Here is a 14,614-nt window from a genome sequence, read left to right as displayed (position 1 = left end):
TCATCCCTCCCCGAGGACGTCGATCGCCCGTTCCGGGCAGTTCGCGACGGCGAGGCGCGCGTCGTGCTCGCCGTCCTCGGGGACGACGCCGTCGCCGAGGACCGTCCCGTAGCCCTCGTCGTCCTCGCCGAACACGGCGGGGGCCAGGTCGTAGCACCGGCCGTGGCCCTGGCAGCGCTCCGGATCGATCCGCACCTTCACTGTGGTCCTCCCGCCTGGGGTGTGGGGGCGGGCGGCGCGAACGCCGCCACGACCCGGGTGAGCAGCGCGGCCCACTCCTCGTCCCCGACCTCGTGCATGTCCGCCGGGACGAGCGCGGCGCCCAGCGCGAGCAGCAGGCAGAAATGGGCGAGGGCGTTCGGTGACAGCGCCGGGTCGATCTCGTCGCCCGCCTGGGCGATGTCCATCAGGCCGGCCAGCCAGCCGGCGCGCTCGCCCACGTAGTCGCGCATGGGCCGGGCGACGTCCTCGTCCCGGCGGGCCGCGGCGAGCGCCTCCACGACGAGGTGGGCGCGGGGCTCCTGCCGGTGGGGCAGGCCCCGCCCGATGGTGAGCAGCAGGTCGATGACCGGACGGTCCGGGTCGGCGGCGAACAGCTCGGCGAGCAGCCGCTTCCCGTGCACGCGCAGCGCGGCCACCAGCAGTTCCGCCTTGGAGCCGAAATGCGCGTAGAGGGCGCCGTTGCTCACGCCCGCGGCCCGCGCGATGTCGGCGACGCGCGTCCCGTCGTAGCCGCGCTGGGCGAACGCGTCGGCCGCCGCGCTCAGCAGCCGCTCGCGCGTCTCCGCCCGCGTGACGCCCGCGATGCGTCCCATGAGGGAATTAAACGATTATTCATTTGATGGGTCAAGGGTCCGCCTCAGACGCGGAATGTCCGCAACTGGAGGGCGAGCGTGGAGTAGTAGCCGACGAGCGTGGTCAGCTCGAAGACCGTCTCCCGGTCCAGCGGCGGGACGCAGGACGCCCAGGTCTCGTCGTCCACGTCGCCGCCCACGAGCGCCCGGGTGAGGCGCAGGACGGCGGCCTCGCGAGGGTCGGCGAGGTCCGGCGGGGCCCCGGCCGCGATGGCGGCGAGCTCGTCCTCGGTGAGGCCGGCCGCGCGCCCGACGGCCTCGTGGGCGGCGCGTTCGAAGGCGCAGTCCCAGGCCGCGGCGACGACCAGGATCGCCATCTCGCGGGCCCGCCCGGAGAGCGAGCCCTGGTAGCGGACGGCCGCGCCGAGGCGTTGCAGGGCGTCGCCGAGCGGCGGGTTCAGCAGGAACTCGTTGAACGGCCCGAGCAGGGTGCCCGACTCCGACACCAGGTCGAACAGCCGGGGACCCCGGGCGCGCGGCCCCTCGGTGATCGACCGGTAGAGGGTCAGCCGGTCCCCCTCCAGTTCGGCGGGCGTGAATGCGTGGCGGCGTGTCATCGCGTCCTCAGTCTCGTCGTGATGTCGGCGGCTGTCTCGCGCAGCCGTTCGAGGATGTCCCCGCGCAGGTCGTGCTCCGAGCACCGCTGCGCGGACACGGCGACGTTGACCGCGGCCTCCGGGACGTCGCCGGCGCCGAACACCGGAACCGAGACCGACCGCAGGCCCTGCGCGAGTTCCTCGTCCTGGACGGCGTACCCGTTGCGGCGGACCTGGTCCAGCTGCGGATACAGCTCGTCCGGGCCCGTGACGGCGTTGGGCCCCGCGCCGGGCGTGAACGACGCCTCCGTGACGCGGCGCTCCAGATCCTCCCGGGGCAGGTAGGCGAGCAGCACCTTGCCCATGGAGGTGTAGGTCGCGGGCAGGGTCGAGCCCACGTGCACGTTGGCGGTGACCAGGTCGGCGTTGCGCAGCCGGGCGAGGTAGAGGACGCGGTCCTCGACCAGGACGCCGAGGTTGACGGTCTCGCCCGTCGCCTCCGCGAGCAGCCGGAGGGGGCGGTCGCTGAGCTGCACCAGGCTCGATCCCCGGATGGCCGCCGAGCCGAGCGTGAGCACCTTCACCCCGGGCTGGACGGACCCGTCGTGCCGCCGCTCCAGGTACCCGAGGTCCTCCAGCGTGGAGACGATCCGGAACGCGGTGGGCATCGGGATGCCGGTCAGCGCGGCGATGTCGCTGGTGCGCAGGGACAGCGTCGCCCCCTCGAACAGGCTCAGCACCTGCAGCCCCTTGGCGAGCGCCGCGATGTGGTAGCGCGACCGGTCGCCCGCGCCCCGATCGCTTGACGTCACGAGAGGTCCCCCTCCATACTCTTGGCTAGTAAAAGTTACTTTTATAGAGTGAAAGTACTGGCGAAAGCGAGGGAGCGCAAGTGGCTGAGGCGTCTTCCGCGACCGAGGCGACGGCGGGCGCGGCGGCCGGCTGGCTGGGGCTCCGCGGCGCCCGGGTGCTCGTCCTCGGCGCGGGCGGGATCGGCGCGGAGTGCGCCCGCGGGTACCTGGACGCCGGCGCGGACGTGACCGTGGTCGACCGGGACCCCGAGCGGCTGGCCGCCCTGCCCGCGGGGCCGGACGGCACCCGGCCGCGCACGCGCGCCGCCGACCTCACCGAACCGGGCGCCGGCGCGGCCGCCGTCCGGTACGCGGTGGACGGGATGGGCGGCCTGGACGTGCTCCTGCACTGCGTCGGCGTCAACGACCGGCGGCCGATCCTGGAGTTCACCGAGGCCGAGTGGGACCGGGTGCTGCGCACCAACCTGTCCACCGCGTTCGGCGCGGCGCAGGCGGCGGGCCGGCACATGGTCGAGGCCGGCGGCGGGCGGATCGTCCTCCTGTCCTCGGTGTCCGGTCACCTGGCGCACAAGAGGCACGGGCCCTACGCCGCGTCCAAGGGCGGGATGAACCAGATGATGCGGGTCATGGCGGCCGAGTGGGCGTGCCACGGCGTCACGGTCAACGCGGTCGCGCCCGGCTACGTCGAGACGGCGCTGACCGCCGGCCACCTCGCCCGGCCCGGCGTCCGGGAGGACCTCGTGCGGCTGGTCCCGGCCGGGCGGCTCGGCACGCCCGCCGAGGTCGTCGGCCCGGTCCTGTTCCTCTCCTCCCCGCACGCGGCGTTCATGACGGGCCACGTCATGTACGTGGACGGCGGACGCACGCTGGTCTGAAGGTTTCCGGGGCGCGGGCCGCCCCCGCATATCGACACCACAGGAAGAAGGCATATGAGCACGGAGCAGAAGATCTTCCCCAGGTTCGCCGGGAAGACGGTGCTGGTCACGGGGGCCGGCACCGGCTTCGGCGCGGAGATCGCCGTCCGCGCGGCGCGGGAGGGCGCCCGGGTCGGGGTGCACTACAACAGCTCCAAGCAGGGCGCCGAGCGGACGGCGGACCGCGTCCGGGAGGCGGGCGGCGAGGCGTTCGTCGTGCAGGCGGACATCTCGTCCTGGGACGCGATCCGCGGGCTGGCCAACGAGGCGTTCGCGCAGGCGGGCACCCTGGACGTCCTGGTCAACAACGTCGGGGACGTGGCGACCGAGCAGATGTCGTGGCGCGCGCTGACCCAGGAGTCGCTGGACCGCGTCATCGACGTGGACGTCAAGGGCACCCTGCTCATGACGCACGAGTTCGGCTCACGGATGCTCGACCAGGGCCACGGCGCGATCGTGAACATCGGGTCGACGGTCGTGGTGCGGGGCAGCGCGCGGGCCCCGCAGTACGCCGCCGCCAAGTACGGGCTGCTCGGCATCACCAAGTCGTACGCGGCGGCGTTCGCCCCGTCCGTCCGCGTGAACACCTTCGCGCCGGGCTTCATGGAGACCGGCGCCACGCTGGAGCGCGAGGACTGGAAGTCGGGGCGCCGCGAGAAGCTGATCGCGCAGACGCCGATGGGCACCATCCCGCCGCCCGAGGCGGTCGCGGGCACCGCCCTGTTCCTGGCCACCGAGGACGCCGCGCACATCACGGGCGCCTACATGCTCGCCGACGGCGGCTTCAACATGGTCGGCGCCTGATGAAACTGATCACCTTCGACGAGGGACGGGTCGGCCGGCTGGACGGCGACGACGTCATCGAGCTGGACGTGCCGTCCACGCGGGCGTTCTTCGAGCGCGGCGGGACGGCCGGCGAGACCGGGGAGCGGCTCAAGCTGGCGGACGTCCGGCTCCGCCCGCCGATCCGCCCGAAGAAGTTCTTCCACACCGCGGGCAACTTCGCCGACCACCACGAGGAGCTGCAGGCGGTCAACTGGTCACACCCGGTGCACAAGGGCATCGTGTTCTTCCAGAACGTCGACGCGATCATCGGCCCGGACGACCCGATCGTCTACCCCGAGCACCTCACCCGGGAACTGGACTACGAGCTGGAACTGGCCGTCGTCATCGGCAAGCCCGGTAAGTTCTTCGGCCCTGAGCAGGCGCTGGAGCACATCGCCGGGTTCACCGTCTTCAACGACGTCACGGCCCGCGACATCCAGCGCCGCGAGATGGAGTCGGGGGTGTTCTCGTTCAGCAAGGCCATCGAGACGTTCTGCCCGATCGGCCCGTGGATCGTCACCGCCGACGAGATCGACGACATGCAGGACCTCGCCATGGAGCTGCGGGTGAACGGGGAGACCCGGCAGACGGGGCATACCCGGCAGATGCGGGTGTCGATCCCGCACCTGGTCGCCTACCACTCGCCGCAGACCTACAGCGCGGGCGACCTCATCACGACCGGCACGGTCTCGGGCGTCGCCGCCGTCCAGCCGGACCCGTTCGACTTCTACCTGCGTCCCGGCGACGTCGTCGAGGCGTGGGTCGAGGGTGTGGGCACGCTCCGAAACCCCGTCGTCTCCTGGCAGGACGCCCACGGCGAGCCCGCACCGGAACGGGTGGGCTGGTGAGGACCGCCAACCTCGCCGGCCGCCTCGTCCTGGTCGACGGCGGCGCGGCCGTCGACGTCGCCGAGGCGAGCGGCGGCCGGTTCCCCGCCGACCCGCAGGCGGTCTTCGCCGAGTGGGACGCGTTCCGCGACTGGGCCGCGACGCGGGACGGCTCCGGGGGCGCACCGTTCGCGGTCGAGGACCTCGGGCCGCCGGTTCCCCGGCCCGCCCAGGTGTTCGCGATCGGCGTCAACTACGCCGCGCACGCCGGCGAGGCCGGATACCCGCCGGACTCGGCGCCCGTCACCTTCACCAAGTTCCCCAGCTGCCTGGCCGGGCCCGTCTGCGAGGTCGAGCTGCCGACCGGGACCGTGGACTGGGAGGTCGAGATGGTGGTCGCGGTGTCCCGGGAGACCTCCGGCGTCCGGCGCGCGGACGCCTGGGACCACGTCGCGGGCCTCACGCTCGGGCAGGACCTGTCCGAGCGGACCTCCCAGCTCGCCGGGGCCAGGCCCCAGTTCAGCCTGGCCAAGTCGTACCCGGGCTTCGGCCCGACCGGCCCGTGGCTGGTCACGCCGGACGAGTTCGGCGACCCGTCCGACCTGGCCATCTCCTGCGCCCTGGACGGGGCGACCGTGCAGAGCGCGCGGACGTCGGAGATGATCTACGACGTCCCCGAGCTGCTCGTCCGGCTGTCGCGGGTGTGCCGGCTGTACCCCGGCGACCTGATCTTCACCGGGACCCCGTCCGGCGTCGGCAACGCCCGCACCCCGAAGCGCTTCCTGCGCCCGGGCGAGGTCCTCGTGAGCGAACTGGAGGGCGTCGGCCGGCTCACCCAGCGGTTCGTCGCGGCACCGGACGACCGGTGACGCGGGCGAGGTCATCCGACGTGGGCGCCCGACCGCGGTTCCGCGCGCTCCTTTCTCCCGACCGTGAAAAAGCCGACCAGCGCGGCGATGGTCGCGATCGCCTCCCCCGCGAAGCTGATCGTCTTGTCCGCGTACCACGACGGGTCGTACATCCGCGGGATCGGGCCGAGCTGCCCGAAGTCGACGAAGTAGTAGAGCAGCACGGCGCCGGCCGCGCTGGCCGCCACGACGAACGCGAGCGCGTACGTCCACTTGCTCGCCCACACGAGGACGAGCACCGCCGCCACCGCCGCCGCGATGGCCTGCGCGCGGAACAGGTCGTCCCCGGGGATCACGTCGTCCGGCGTGTTGGGCCCGGGGGCCATGTCAGGCGCGAATCGCCAGTGCACGATCGCGTCGGCCGCCAGTCCGGCGGCCACGAGAAGTCGAAGAAGTATGCCCATACCCATTGCACGGTGATACCCGCTCGCCGGATCAACCGTCCGGAACATTTCGGCAAGACCCGGCCATCACACGACCGGGTCACGGCCTCGGCGGGCCCTGACCCGCCGGTGGCTCCACAGCAACAGGCCGTACAGGATGAGCCCGGACAGGATGAGACCCGACCCGGTGCTCCACCCGCTCAGCGGCAGTTCGGGGACGAGTCCCCAGGCCACGCCCGCCCCGATCAGCGCCAGCCCGGTCAGGATCGACCCCGTGAGCCGCCACCACGAGGTCACGCTCTCCTCGGCGGCCTGGATCGCCCGCTCCTGGACGGGCTCGACGTACCTGTCCAAGGCCGGGAACTCGCGCGCCAAGATCAGCAGCCCCGCCAGCACGAGCAGCAGCCCGGGACCGGGCAGTACCAGCAGCGCGACCCCCGTCAGTAGTACGGCACCCCCGCCGACCAGCACCAAGCCGCGTTTGGTGCTCCTCCCGTACCCCAATGCGCGTCCTCCGTCCAGGCAGGGTCGTACCCCGCGCACGCCCCTGCGGTTACAACGCTAGGTCTAGATCGCGCGATATGCTCCACAGCCCACCCCGCGGATTCGAGTTCTCCATGACCGAGTTCCTCCATGACACAGACATCTGAGGCGTCCGCCGAGGCCGCACCGGCGGTGGGACGATCCGCCGGGCGCCTGGAGGAGAAGCCGCCGGGGGGCGCTCCGGCACCGCGGGGCCGCGACCCGCACCTGGACAACGCCAAGTTCCTGGCGATCCTGCTGGTCGCGGGCGGGCACGGCCTCTCCGGCCTGCGGGACGTCCCGTTCGCCGCGGCGATCTGGAACTTCTTCTACCTGTTCCACATGCCGCTGTTCGTCATGATCAGCGGCTACCTGTCCAAGCGGTTCACGCTCACCGACGACAAGGTCGCCCGGCTCGTCGGCTCGACGCTCGCGCCGTACCTGGTCTTCCAGTGCGCCTACAGCCTGTTCGCCTGGGCGGTGGGCGGCCGGGAGTTCAAGGTCGACGTCCTGGACCCGTACTACCTGACCTGGTTCCTGCTGGCGCTGTTCGTGTGGCGGCTGCTCACCTCGGTCTGGCGGAGGCTGAGGTACCCGCTGGCCACGGCCGTGCTCGTCTGCCTCCTCGGCTACATGACCGACATCGGCAGCACGCTGGACCTGTACCGGATCCTGGGACTGGTGCCGTTCTACGTCCTCGGGCTGACGCTGTCGCCGGAGCTGCTGGCGCGCCTCCGGCGTCCGGCCGCACGCGTCGCGGGGGCGGTTGCCCTAGTGGCCGGATTCGGCCTCGCCTTTCTCACCCACGACCGCATGAACGCGCGCTGGCTGAACTGGGACACCTCCAACGCCGAGCTCGGGGTGGACGAGCTGACCGGCACGGTGATGCGGCTGGCGCTGCTCGCCACCGCCGCGGCGCTGATCGCGGCGTTCCTCGCCGTCGTCCCGTCCCGCCGCACCTGGTACAGCGACCTGGGCGCCGCGACCCTGTACGGCTACCTGCTGCACGGGTTCCTGACGCGGCTCTTCACGTTCGAGGGGTGGAACGACCTCGCCTGGTTCGACACCGTCCCCGGCGTCCTGTCGGTGGTGGCCGCCTGCTTCGCCGCCGTCACGCTGCTGAGCACGAAACCGGTCCGGCGGGTGACGCGCTGGGCCGTCGAACCCGATCCGCGGCCATTGTTCAGCAGGATGTGACCAGTAGGTCACTGACCGTCCCGGTAGATAACGGGAAGATAACGGCAAACTTCAAGATCACTGAATTTCCCGCAAATTCCCAGAGGCCCGGGTACTGTGGGCCGCAGTTCTCTCCCTGTGTGGGTCGTCAGCCCTGCGACCGCTGCGCTACTCGCGCCCCTTCAGATCCCACAGGTCGACTGCAACACGTTCGATTGGCACGTCGTTTCGGCATGCCATGTGGAAGAAGGACGGTCGCATTGGTCAAGGCATCGCAGGGCGAACATCGCATCGTCGCCGTCGTACTGGCGGGCGGCAGCGGGCAGCGGATGGGGCTCAGCACCCCCAAGCAGCTCCTGAGAATTGCAGGAAAAACGATTCTGGAGCACACGCTCGGCGTGTTCGAAGAAGCCCCGGACATCGACGAGATCCTCGTCCTGATGAACCCCGGATTCCTCCAGGACGCGGCCGAGTGCGTCCGGAAGGCCGGCTGCACCAAGGTCACGGCCGTGCTCCCCGGCGGGACGTCCAGGAACGCGACGACCCAGCTTGCCCTCGACGCCCTCGCCGACCACCCCGGCGAGACCACCAGCGTCCTCTTCCACGACGCGGTGCGCCCCCTGCTGTCGCAGCGCATCATCCACGACTGCGTCACCGCCCTGCGCGAGCACCGGGCCGTGGACGTCGCCATCCCCTCCGCCGACACGATCATCCAGGTCGAGGACGACGTCATCGTCGACGTGCCGCGCCGGTCGAACCTGCGGCGCGGGCAGACCCCGCAGGGGTTCCGGCTCGCCACCATCCGCGCCGCCTACGAGAAGGCGTGGCGGGACGAGGCGTTCGAGGCCACCGACGACTGCTCGGTGGTGCTGCGCTACCTGCCCGGCACGCCGATCCACGTCGTCCCCGGCGACGAGCACAACATGAAGGTCACCGCGCCGGTCGACATGTTCGTCGCGGACAAGCTGTTCCAGCTCGCCTCGTCCGACGCCCCCGACCTGTCCGAGGAGGAGTACGCCGGGGCGCTCGCCGGCAAGACGATGGTCGTGTTCGGCGCCAGCCAGGGGATCGGCGCCGCCGTCTCCGAACTGGCCCGGGGGTACGGCGCCCGCGTCTTCGGCTACAGCCGCGGCACCACCCGCACCCACGTGGAGCGGCCGGACGACGTCGCCGCCGCGCTGGCGCAGGCCTACGGGGCGACCGGGCGCGTCGACCACGTGGTCAACACAGCGGGCGTGCTGCGGATCGGCCGGCTCGACACGATCGGCTCCGAGGCGGTCGAGGAGGCGCTGCGGGTCAACTACCTCGCGCCGATCCACATCGCGCGCGCGGCGTTCCCGTACCTCGCCAAGACCGGCGGACGGCTGCTGCTCTACACGTCCAGCTCGTACACGCGCGGCCGCGCCGACTACAGCCTCTACTCGTCCGCGAAGGCGGCCACGGTCAACCTGACCCAGGCCCTCGCGGACGAGTGGTCCGCCGACGGGGTGCTGATCAACTGCATCAACCCGGAGCGGACCAGCACCCCGATGCGGACGGCCGCGTTCGGGCAGGAGCCCCCGCACACCCTGCTCAGCGCCGACCAGGTCGCGAGGACGTCGCTGAACGTCCTGCTGTCCGGCCTGACCGGGCAGGTCGTCGACGTGCGCCGCGAGGACCCGCTCGCCGCCGTTCGCGCCGGCTGAGCCCGCTCCCCCCGCCCGGCGGGCGGCGCCCGGCACGCGGGCGCCCCGGCCGGCCCTCCCCTTCTCCCACCCCTCCCGGCCTCGACAGGCCGTGCCGACCAGACGGAGGTGTGCCGTGCGGCGACTCGTCTCCCGGTACTCGACGCTCGTGCGCTATTCGACGGTGTTGTCCCTTCCCGTCATGCTCATCCTGCTGACCGTGGCGGGGGCGTCCGGCTCCCCCGCGTTCTTCCTCGGCGCCATGGTGCTGTGCTACCTGGCCGAGCAGGCCGTCCTGCGGGTGACGCCGGACGCGGCACGCGCGCTGCGCTGGGGGCAGATGCCCGCGGGCGCCCGGGTGCTCGCCCGGCAGGCCGCCTTCGTGCTGCTGCTCGTCCAGGACGAGGACGCCGGCACCCCGACGATCACGCTGGCGGCGGCCGGGTTCGTGCTCCTCGACTGGATCAGGGCCGTGGCGCTCGCGGGCGCGGTCGCCGTCCGCCGCGCCAACCGGCTCCCGTTCGTCTCCCGCAACCTCGGGCCGAACGAGCCGGCGCTCCCCCGCGAGCTGCCCGAGTGGCAGACGCGCCTCATCGGGCTTCTGGAGAGCCGGGCCGACTTCCTCCCCCTCCTGTTCGGCGTCGCCGGCCTGATGACCGGCGTTCCCGCGCTGGTGGCCGGCGGGCTGCTCGCCACCACGGCAGCGGCGGTGGCCGCCCACGCGGGCCAGGCGGGGCGGCTGCGCCGGATGCGCACGCTGCTCACCGCCGACCACGTCGGGCGCGACGTCCAGGACCTCGTGGACCGCTACCGGCCCGAGGTCGTCCTGTACTTCACCGGCCCGCCCGCGACCGTCTACCAGGCCAACATGTGGCTGGACGCCCTGGAGCGGCTCGACCGCAAGGCGCTGGTGCTCGTCCGGTCCGCGGAGGTCGTCGGGGCGCTCGCGCCGACGAGGCTGCCGGTGCTGTGCGTCACGAAGGCCGAGGACATGATGAACTTCGACCTCGGCACCGTGAAGGTCGCGCTGTACCCGGGCAACACCGGCAAGAACCTGCACCTGCTCCGCGAGGAGCACATCAAGCACGTGTTCGTCGGGCACGGCGACAGCGACAAGGGGCCGAGCTCCAACCCGGTCAGCAAGGTCTTCGACGAGGTCTGGGTGGCCGGGCCCGCGGGCCGCGACCGCTACCGCAACTCCGACGCCGGAGTCCGCGAGGAGGCCATCGTCGAGGTGGGCCGCCCGCAGCTCGGCGAGATCACCACCGAGCCGTCCGGCGGGCCCGTCCCGACCGTGCTGTACGCCCCCACCTGGGAGGGCTGGGACAACGAGCACGGCTACAGCTCGCTGCTCTCCATGGGCGAGCGGATCGTCCGCACCCTGCTGGACCAGGGCCCGCGGCTGCGCGTGATCTACCGGCCGCACCCCTACACGGGCCGGCGGCTGCCGCGGGCGGGCGCCGTGCACGCCCGGCTCGTGCGGATGATCGAGGAGGCGAACCGGGACGGCGGCGCGCACCAGGTGGTGACCGGCGCGGACGCCTCCCTCTACGAGTGCTTCAACCGGTCCGACATGCTCGTCACCGACATCTCCAGCGTCATCTCCGACTACATCCCGAGCCTGAAGCCGTACGTGGTCACCAACCCCGAGGGCATGGACGAGACGGTCTTCCGGGCCGAGTTCCCGTCCGCGTCGGCGGCCTACCTGCTCGGCCCGGCCTGCGCCGAGCTGGCCGACATCCTCGCCGTCGCGACGACGCCCGGCGCGGACCCCCTCGCCGCGGAGCGGCGCACGCTGCGCGACTACCTGCTCGGCCCCGAGCACCCGGACGCGATGACGCGGTTCGCCGCCGCCGTCGAGGCGCTGGCGGAGGCCGGGCCCCGCGCGACCCTGCACGGCACGGCCGACCCGGCGATCACCGGGGCCCCGGGCCCGGCCTAGAGTGGTGGCCACATCCGGACTCCGACGGTAGAGGGCCCATGGCGCACCCCTTGGTCAGCGTGATCGTGCCGGTCTTCGACTGCCGGGACACCGTGGGCGGCGCCCTGGAGTCGGTCCTCGCCCAGACCCTGCCGGCGGAGCAGGTCGAGATCATCGCGGTCGACGACGGCTCGACCGACGGCGGCGGCGAGCTGCTGGACGGGCTCGCCCGCGCCCACGACCGGCTCACGGTCGTCCACCAGCCGAACTCCGGGGGCGCGGGCGCGCCGCGCAACCGGGGGCTGGAGCTGGCGTCCGGGACGTTCGTGTTCTTCCTGGACGCCGACGACCGGCTGGGCCCGGAGGCGCTGGAGCGGATGACGGCGATGGCGGAGCGCAACGGCACCGACGTCGTCCTCGGCAAGCAGGTCGGGACGGGCGGGCGCAGGGTGCCGAAGGTGTTCGACCGCACCATCGAGCGCACCCACGTGCTCGACCCGGACTGCGACCTGTTCCCCCGCATGTCCATGGCCGCCCTGCAGCTGTTCCGCCGCTCGCTGGTCGAGCGGGCCGGGCTGCGGTTCACCGAGGGGCTGCTCTCCCACGAGGACCAGCTCTTCACCGCCGGCGCGTACCTGAACGCGGGCGGCGTCTCCATCCTCGCCGACTACGACTGCTACCTCTGGGCCGCCAGGGCGGACGGGACGAGCAGCACCCAGGTCGGCGGCGCGTCCACCGCCGACGTCCACGCGATCGCCCACCGCGCGATGGCGCTGGTCGCCGAGCACACCGAGCCGGGGGAGCTGCGGGAGCGCCTGCACCACCGCTACCTCCAGCTGGAGGTGTTCGGCCGGCTCGAACGCCTCTACCTCGACTCCTCCGCCGAAGAGCGCAAGGTGGCCCTCACCGGGAGCCGCGACCTGCTGGACACCTGGCTCACCCCCGGCCTCCTGGCCCGCTACAACCCGATGCGCCGGGTGCTCGCCCACTGCCTGCGGCACGATCTCGTCGAGGAGCTGGAGAGGGTCCTGCGCTTCCACCGGAACGGGGTCCGCCCGGCCGTGCTGCTGGAGGCGGGGCGCGCGTACGCCCGGTACCCCTTCTTCCGGGACGGCACCACGGGCATTCCGGACACGTGCTACGAGACGTCACCGAGGCTGAAGTCCGCGCTGACCGGCGTCGCCTGGGACGGCTCCGGGCTGAGGATCGACGGGACGGTCGTGATCCGGGACGTGGACCAGGGGTCACCGGACGTCCATCTGGTCGTGGAGAGCGGCGGCGTCCGCCACCGGATCGGCTGCACGACCGCCCCCGGCGACCTGACCGGAGAGGGGCGGGCAACGACCTTCACCGCGACGGTCGCGCCGGCGTCCGGAGCCTGGGCGGACGGCCGCTGGACGATGGGCCTGGAGGCCGTCCTCGACGGGCACATCCTCACGGTCGAGGTGGTCAAGCCTCGGGGGATGAGCGTCCCGCGCGCCTGCCTGGTCGAGGCGGACGGCCGCTGGCGCCTCGTCCGCCCGCTGCCCGGCCGGGGGCGCGGCACGCTCGCGCTGGAGGTCGGCGGCGGCCTCACCTCCGCCGACCTCGCGGGCGTCGAGCTGCGCCGGGGTCCCGGGCGGCGCCTCCGGGTGCTCGCCGAACCGCCGCCGGTGCTGGCGTCCGGCCCGCCGCCGCGCATGAGCCTGCTGCTCCGGCTGCCGGGCGACGAGACCGTGCTCCGCGCGCCGCTGGCCGCCGATCCGGACGAGCCGGCCCGCCGCCGCGCCGACGTCTCGCTCGCCGGCGCCCGGCCCGGTCCCTGGCGCGCGTCCTTCGAGATCGACGGCGTGGGGGCGCCCGTGCCGGTCCGCCTCGGGGACGGCGCCGGGACGCTCGGGCCGATGGGCGCGTCGCTGGTGCCGCCGCGCCGCATGCACGTCCGGCTCGACCGGAACCCGCTGACCGTGCACGTCACGGTGCCGATGAGGGCACGGCTGCGACGCGCCCGCCGGGGCCTCGCGATCCGGCTCCGGACCCGGGACAATGATCGCGACCTCCAGGAAGGCGGCCCATGACCCACCGGATCACCCCGAGCGCCCAGGTCGACCCGAGCGCCGAGCTCGGCGACGGCACGACCGTGTGGGACCTCGCCCAGATCCGCGAGGGTGCCCGGCTGGGCGCGGGCTGCATCGTGGGACGCGGCGCCTACGTCGGGGCGGGCGTGCGCATCGGCGACAACGTCAAGCTGCAGAACCACGCCCTCGTCTACGAGCCCGCCGTGCTGGAGGACGGCGTGTTCGTCGGCCCGGCCGTCGTCCTCACCAACGACCGGGAGCCCCGCTCGGTCGACCCGGACGGCAGGCTGAAGCGCGGCGCCGACTGGGAGGCCGTCGGCGTGCACGTCGCCGAGGGCGCCTCGCTCGGCGCCCGCAGCGTGTGCGTCGCGCCGGTCCGCGTCGGCCGCTGGGCGATGGTCGCCGCGGGCGCGGTCGTCACCCGCGACGTCCCCGACTTCGCCCTGGTCGCGGGCGTCCCCGCCCGCCGGATCGGCTGGGTGGGCCGCGCCGGCGCCCGGCTCGCCGAGTGCCCGGACGGGACGTGGGAGTGCCCGCGGACCGGCGAGCGCTACGCCGAGGTGCCCGCGGACGGCGCCCCCGGCACGACGGTCCTCATCGAGAAGCGCTGATCCGGTCAGGGCCTGGCGTCGAGGCTCCGGTCCTGCCGCGTCGTCACGGTGACGTGCGGGTGCAGGCGCACCAGCCGCCGGCCGAGCGGCACCGACGTCCGGTCCATCACTATGACGCGGGCGAGCCGGTCGGTGCCGATCTCGCGCAGCAGGCGCCGCTGCGCGAGGCGGGCCAGCAGGAGCGGCCGGACGTGCCGGTAGAACGGCACGAACAGCCGCCGGTGGACGCCGCGGGAGGCGCGGCTCCGCACGCGGCTCAGCCGGGCTCCGGGACCGCCGAGCCGCGTCACCGGCCGCAGGACGAGGCGCGGCGCCCTGACCACGAGGGCATGCTCCAGCCAGGGCAGGGGATGCCCGGCCTCCGCCCGGTCGAGCCGGTGCAGGCGCACCCGCTCGTCCAGATCCCGCCAGCCGTCCCCCTCGGCCGTCACCAGGTGGACCTCGGCCCCCTCCTCCTCCGCGAAGTGGCCGGCCAGCCCGATGATGCGCGCGTACTGGCGCTTGGCGGACACGGCGGGATCGGGGTCCATCGTCAGCCCGGGGTCCATGGCCAGGACCAGCACCCGAGGTGCTCCCGCGTCGCCCCTGTCACCGTCTCCCACGT

16 protein-coding genes are annotated in these 14,614 nt (G+C 73.1%); 9 read left to right on the top strand and 7 right to left on the bottom strand.

The features are described from left to right. From BM339_RS37760 to BM339_RS37745, 4 genes are read right to left on the bottom strand one after another with little or no spacing between them, the layout of a single operon-like run. Positions 1 to 201, bottom strand: a complete 201-nt coding sequence (locus tag BM339_RS37760) for a ferredoxin (RefSeq protein ID WP_021599570.1) — start codon at positions 199 to 201, stop codon at positions 1 to 3. Next, entirely contained in the window at positions 198 to 815 is a 618-nt protein-coding gene (locus BM339_RS37755; protein WP_021599569.1) for a TetR/AcrR family transcriptional regulator, read from the bottom strand. Before BM339_RS37755 ends, BM339_RS37760 begins: the two co-directional genes overlap by 4 nt. A gap of 44 nt (positions 816 to 859) precedes the next feature. Next, entirely contained in the window at positions 860 to 1,411 is a 552-nt protein-coding gene (locus BM339_RS37750; protein ID WP_075023995.1) for a carboxymuconolactone decarboxylase family protein, read from the bottom strand. After that, positions 1,408 to 2,202, bottom strand: coding sequence for an IclR family transcriptional regulator (locus tag BM339_RS37745; protein ID WP_021599567.1), 795 nt, complete (start codon positions 2,200 to 2,202; stop codon positions 1,408 to 1,410). Before BM339_RS37745 ends, BM339_RS37750 begins: the two co-directional genes overlap by 4 nt. Positions 2,203 to 2,282: 80 nt before the next feature. On the opposite strand from BM339_RS37745, the gene BM339_RS37740 reads away from it, so the two are divergent. From BM339_RS37740 to BM339_RS37725, 4 genes are read left to right on the top strand one after another with little or no spacing between them, the layout of a single operon-like run. Next, complete coding sequence (locus BM339_RS37740) at positions 2,283 to 3,077, top strand: SDR family NAD(P)-dependent oxidoreductase (RefSeq protein WP_143118759.1); 795 nt, start codon at positions 2,283 to 2,285, stop codon at positions 3,075 to 3,077. A gap of 54 nt (positions 3,078 to 3,131) precedes the next feature. Next, entirely contained in the window at positions 3,132 to 3,920 is a 789-nt protein-coding gene (locus BM339_RS37735; RefSeq protein WP_075023994.1) for an SDR family NAD(P)-dependent oxidoreductase, read from the top strand. Next, the gene (locus BM339_RS37730; RefSeq protein ID WP_021599161.1) at positions 3,920 to 4,789 is read left to right on the top strand and encodes a fumarylacetoacetate hydrolase family protein; all 870 of its coding nucleotides are present in this window, start codon (positions 3,920 to 3,922) and stop codon (positions 4,787 to 4,789) included. Before BM339_RS37735 ends, BM339_RS37730 begins: the two co-directional genes overlap by 1 nt. Next, positions 4,786 to 5,637, top strand: a complete 852-nt coding sequence (locus BM339_RS37725) for a fumarylacetoacetate hydrolase family protein (RefSeq protein ID WP_075023993.1) — start codon at positions 4,786 to 4,788, stop codon at positions 5,635 to 5,637. Before BM339_RS37730 ends, BM339_RS37725 begins: the two co-directional genes overlap by 4 nt. An 11-nt stretch (positions 5,638 to 5,648) precedes the next feature. Here BM339_RS37725 and BM339_RS37720 read toward each other — a convergent pair whose 3' ends face one another. Further along, positions 5,649 to 6,056 carry a hypothetical protein gene (locus BM339_RS37720; protein ID WP_021599163.1) on the bottom strand — a complete coding sequence of 136 codons (408 nt, stop codon included), beginning with the start codon at positions 6,054 to 6,056 and terminating at the stop codon, positions 5,649 to 5,651. A 90-nt stretch (positions 6,057 to 6,146) separates the two neighbouring features. Further along, positions 6,147 to 6,530 carry a PGPGW domain-containing protein gene (locus tag BM339_RS37715; protein WP_021599164.1) on the bottom strand — a complete coding sequence of 128 codons (384 nt, stop codon included), beginning with the start codon at positions 6,528 to 6,530 and terminating at the stop codon, positions 6,147 to 6,149. Positions 6,531 to 6,692: 162 nt separating this feature from the next. Here BM339_RS37715 and BM339_RS37710 point away from each other — a divergent pair, with 162 nt between their 5' ends. The 5 genes from BM339_RS37710 (at position 6,693) to BM339_RS37690 (ending at position 14,010) form a co-directional block, all read left to right on the top strand. Then, positions 6,693 to 7,778, top strand: coding sequence for an acyltransferase family protein (locus tag BM339_RS37710; protein ID WP_083598385.1), 1,086 nt, complete (start codon positions 6,693 to 6,695; stop codon positions 7,776 to 7,778). Between the two features lie 239 nt (positions 7,779 to 8,017). After that, positions 8,018 to 9,442, top strand: a complete 1,425-nt coding sequence (locus tag BM339_RS37705; protein WP_033330952.1) for a bifunctional cytidylyltransferase/SDR family oxidoreductase — start codon at positions 8,018 to 8,020, stop codon at positions 9,440 to 9,442. Between the two features lie 115 nt (positions 9,443 to 9,557). Beyond that, the gene (locus tag BM339_RS37700) at positions 9,558 to 11,363 is read left to right on the top strand and encodes a CDP-glycerol glycerophosphotransferase family protein (protein ID WP_075023992.1); all 1,806 of its coding nucleotides are present in this window, start codon (positions 9,558 to 9,560) and stop codon (positions 11,361 to 11,363) included. Positions 11,364 to 11,401: 38 nt separating this feature from the next. Next, positions 11,402 to 13,399, top strand: coding sequence for a glycosyltransferase family 2 protein (locus BM339_RS37695; RefSeq protein ID WP_075023991.1), 1,998 nt, complete (start codon positions 11,402 to 11,404; stop codon positions 13,397 to 13,399). Continuing rightward, on the top strand, positions 13,396 to 14,010 hold the full coding sequence (locus BM339_RS37690; RefSeq protein ID WP_075023990.1) for an acyltransferase: 615 nt from the start codon (positions 13,396 to 13,398) through the stop codon (positions 14,008 to 14,010). Before BM339_RS37695 ends, BM339_RS37690 begins: the two co-directional genes overlap by 4 nt. A 5-nt stretch (positions 14,011 to 14,015) precedes the next feature. Here the strand turns inward: BM339_RS37690 and BM339_RS37685 are convergent, their stop codons facing one another. Beyond that, complete coding sequence (locus BM339_RS37685) at positions 14,016 to 14,612, bottom strand: hypothetical protein (RefSeq protein ID WP_143118758.1); 597 nt, start codon at positions 14,610 to 14,612, stop codon at positions 14,016 to 14,018. Positions 14,613 to 14,614: the final 2 nt, after the last annotated feature.

This window comes from Actinomadura madurae, from assembly GCF_900115095.1.
Lineage (GTDB): Bacteria > Actinomycetota > Actinomycetes > Streptosporangiales > Streptosporangiaceae > Spirillospora > Spirillospora madurae.
The sequence above is the reverse complement of the archived record's forward strand: the minus strand, read 5'-3'. Positions and strand labels throughout refer to the sequence as shown.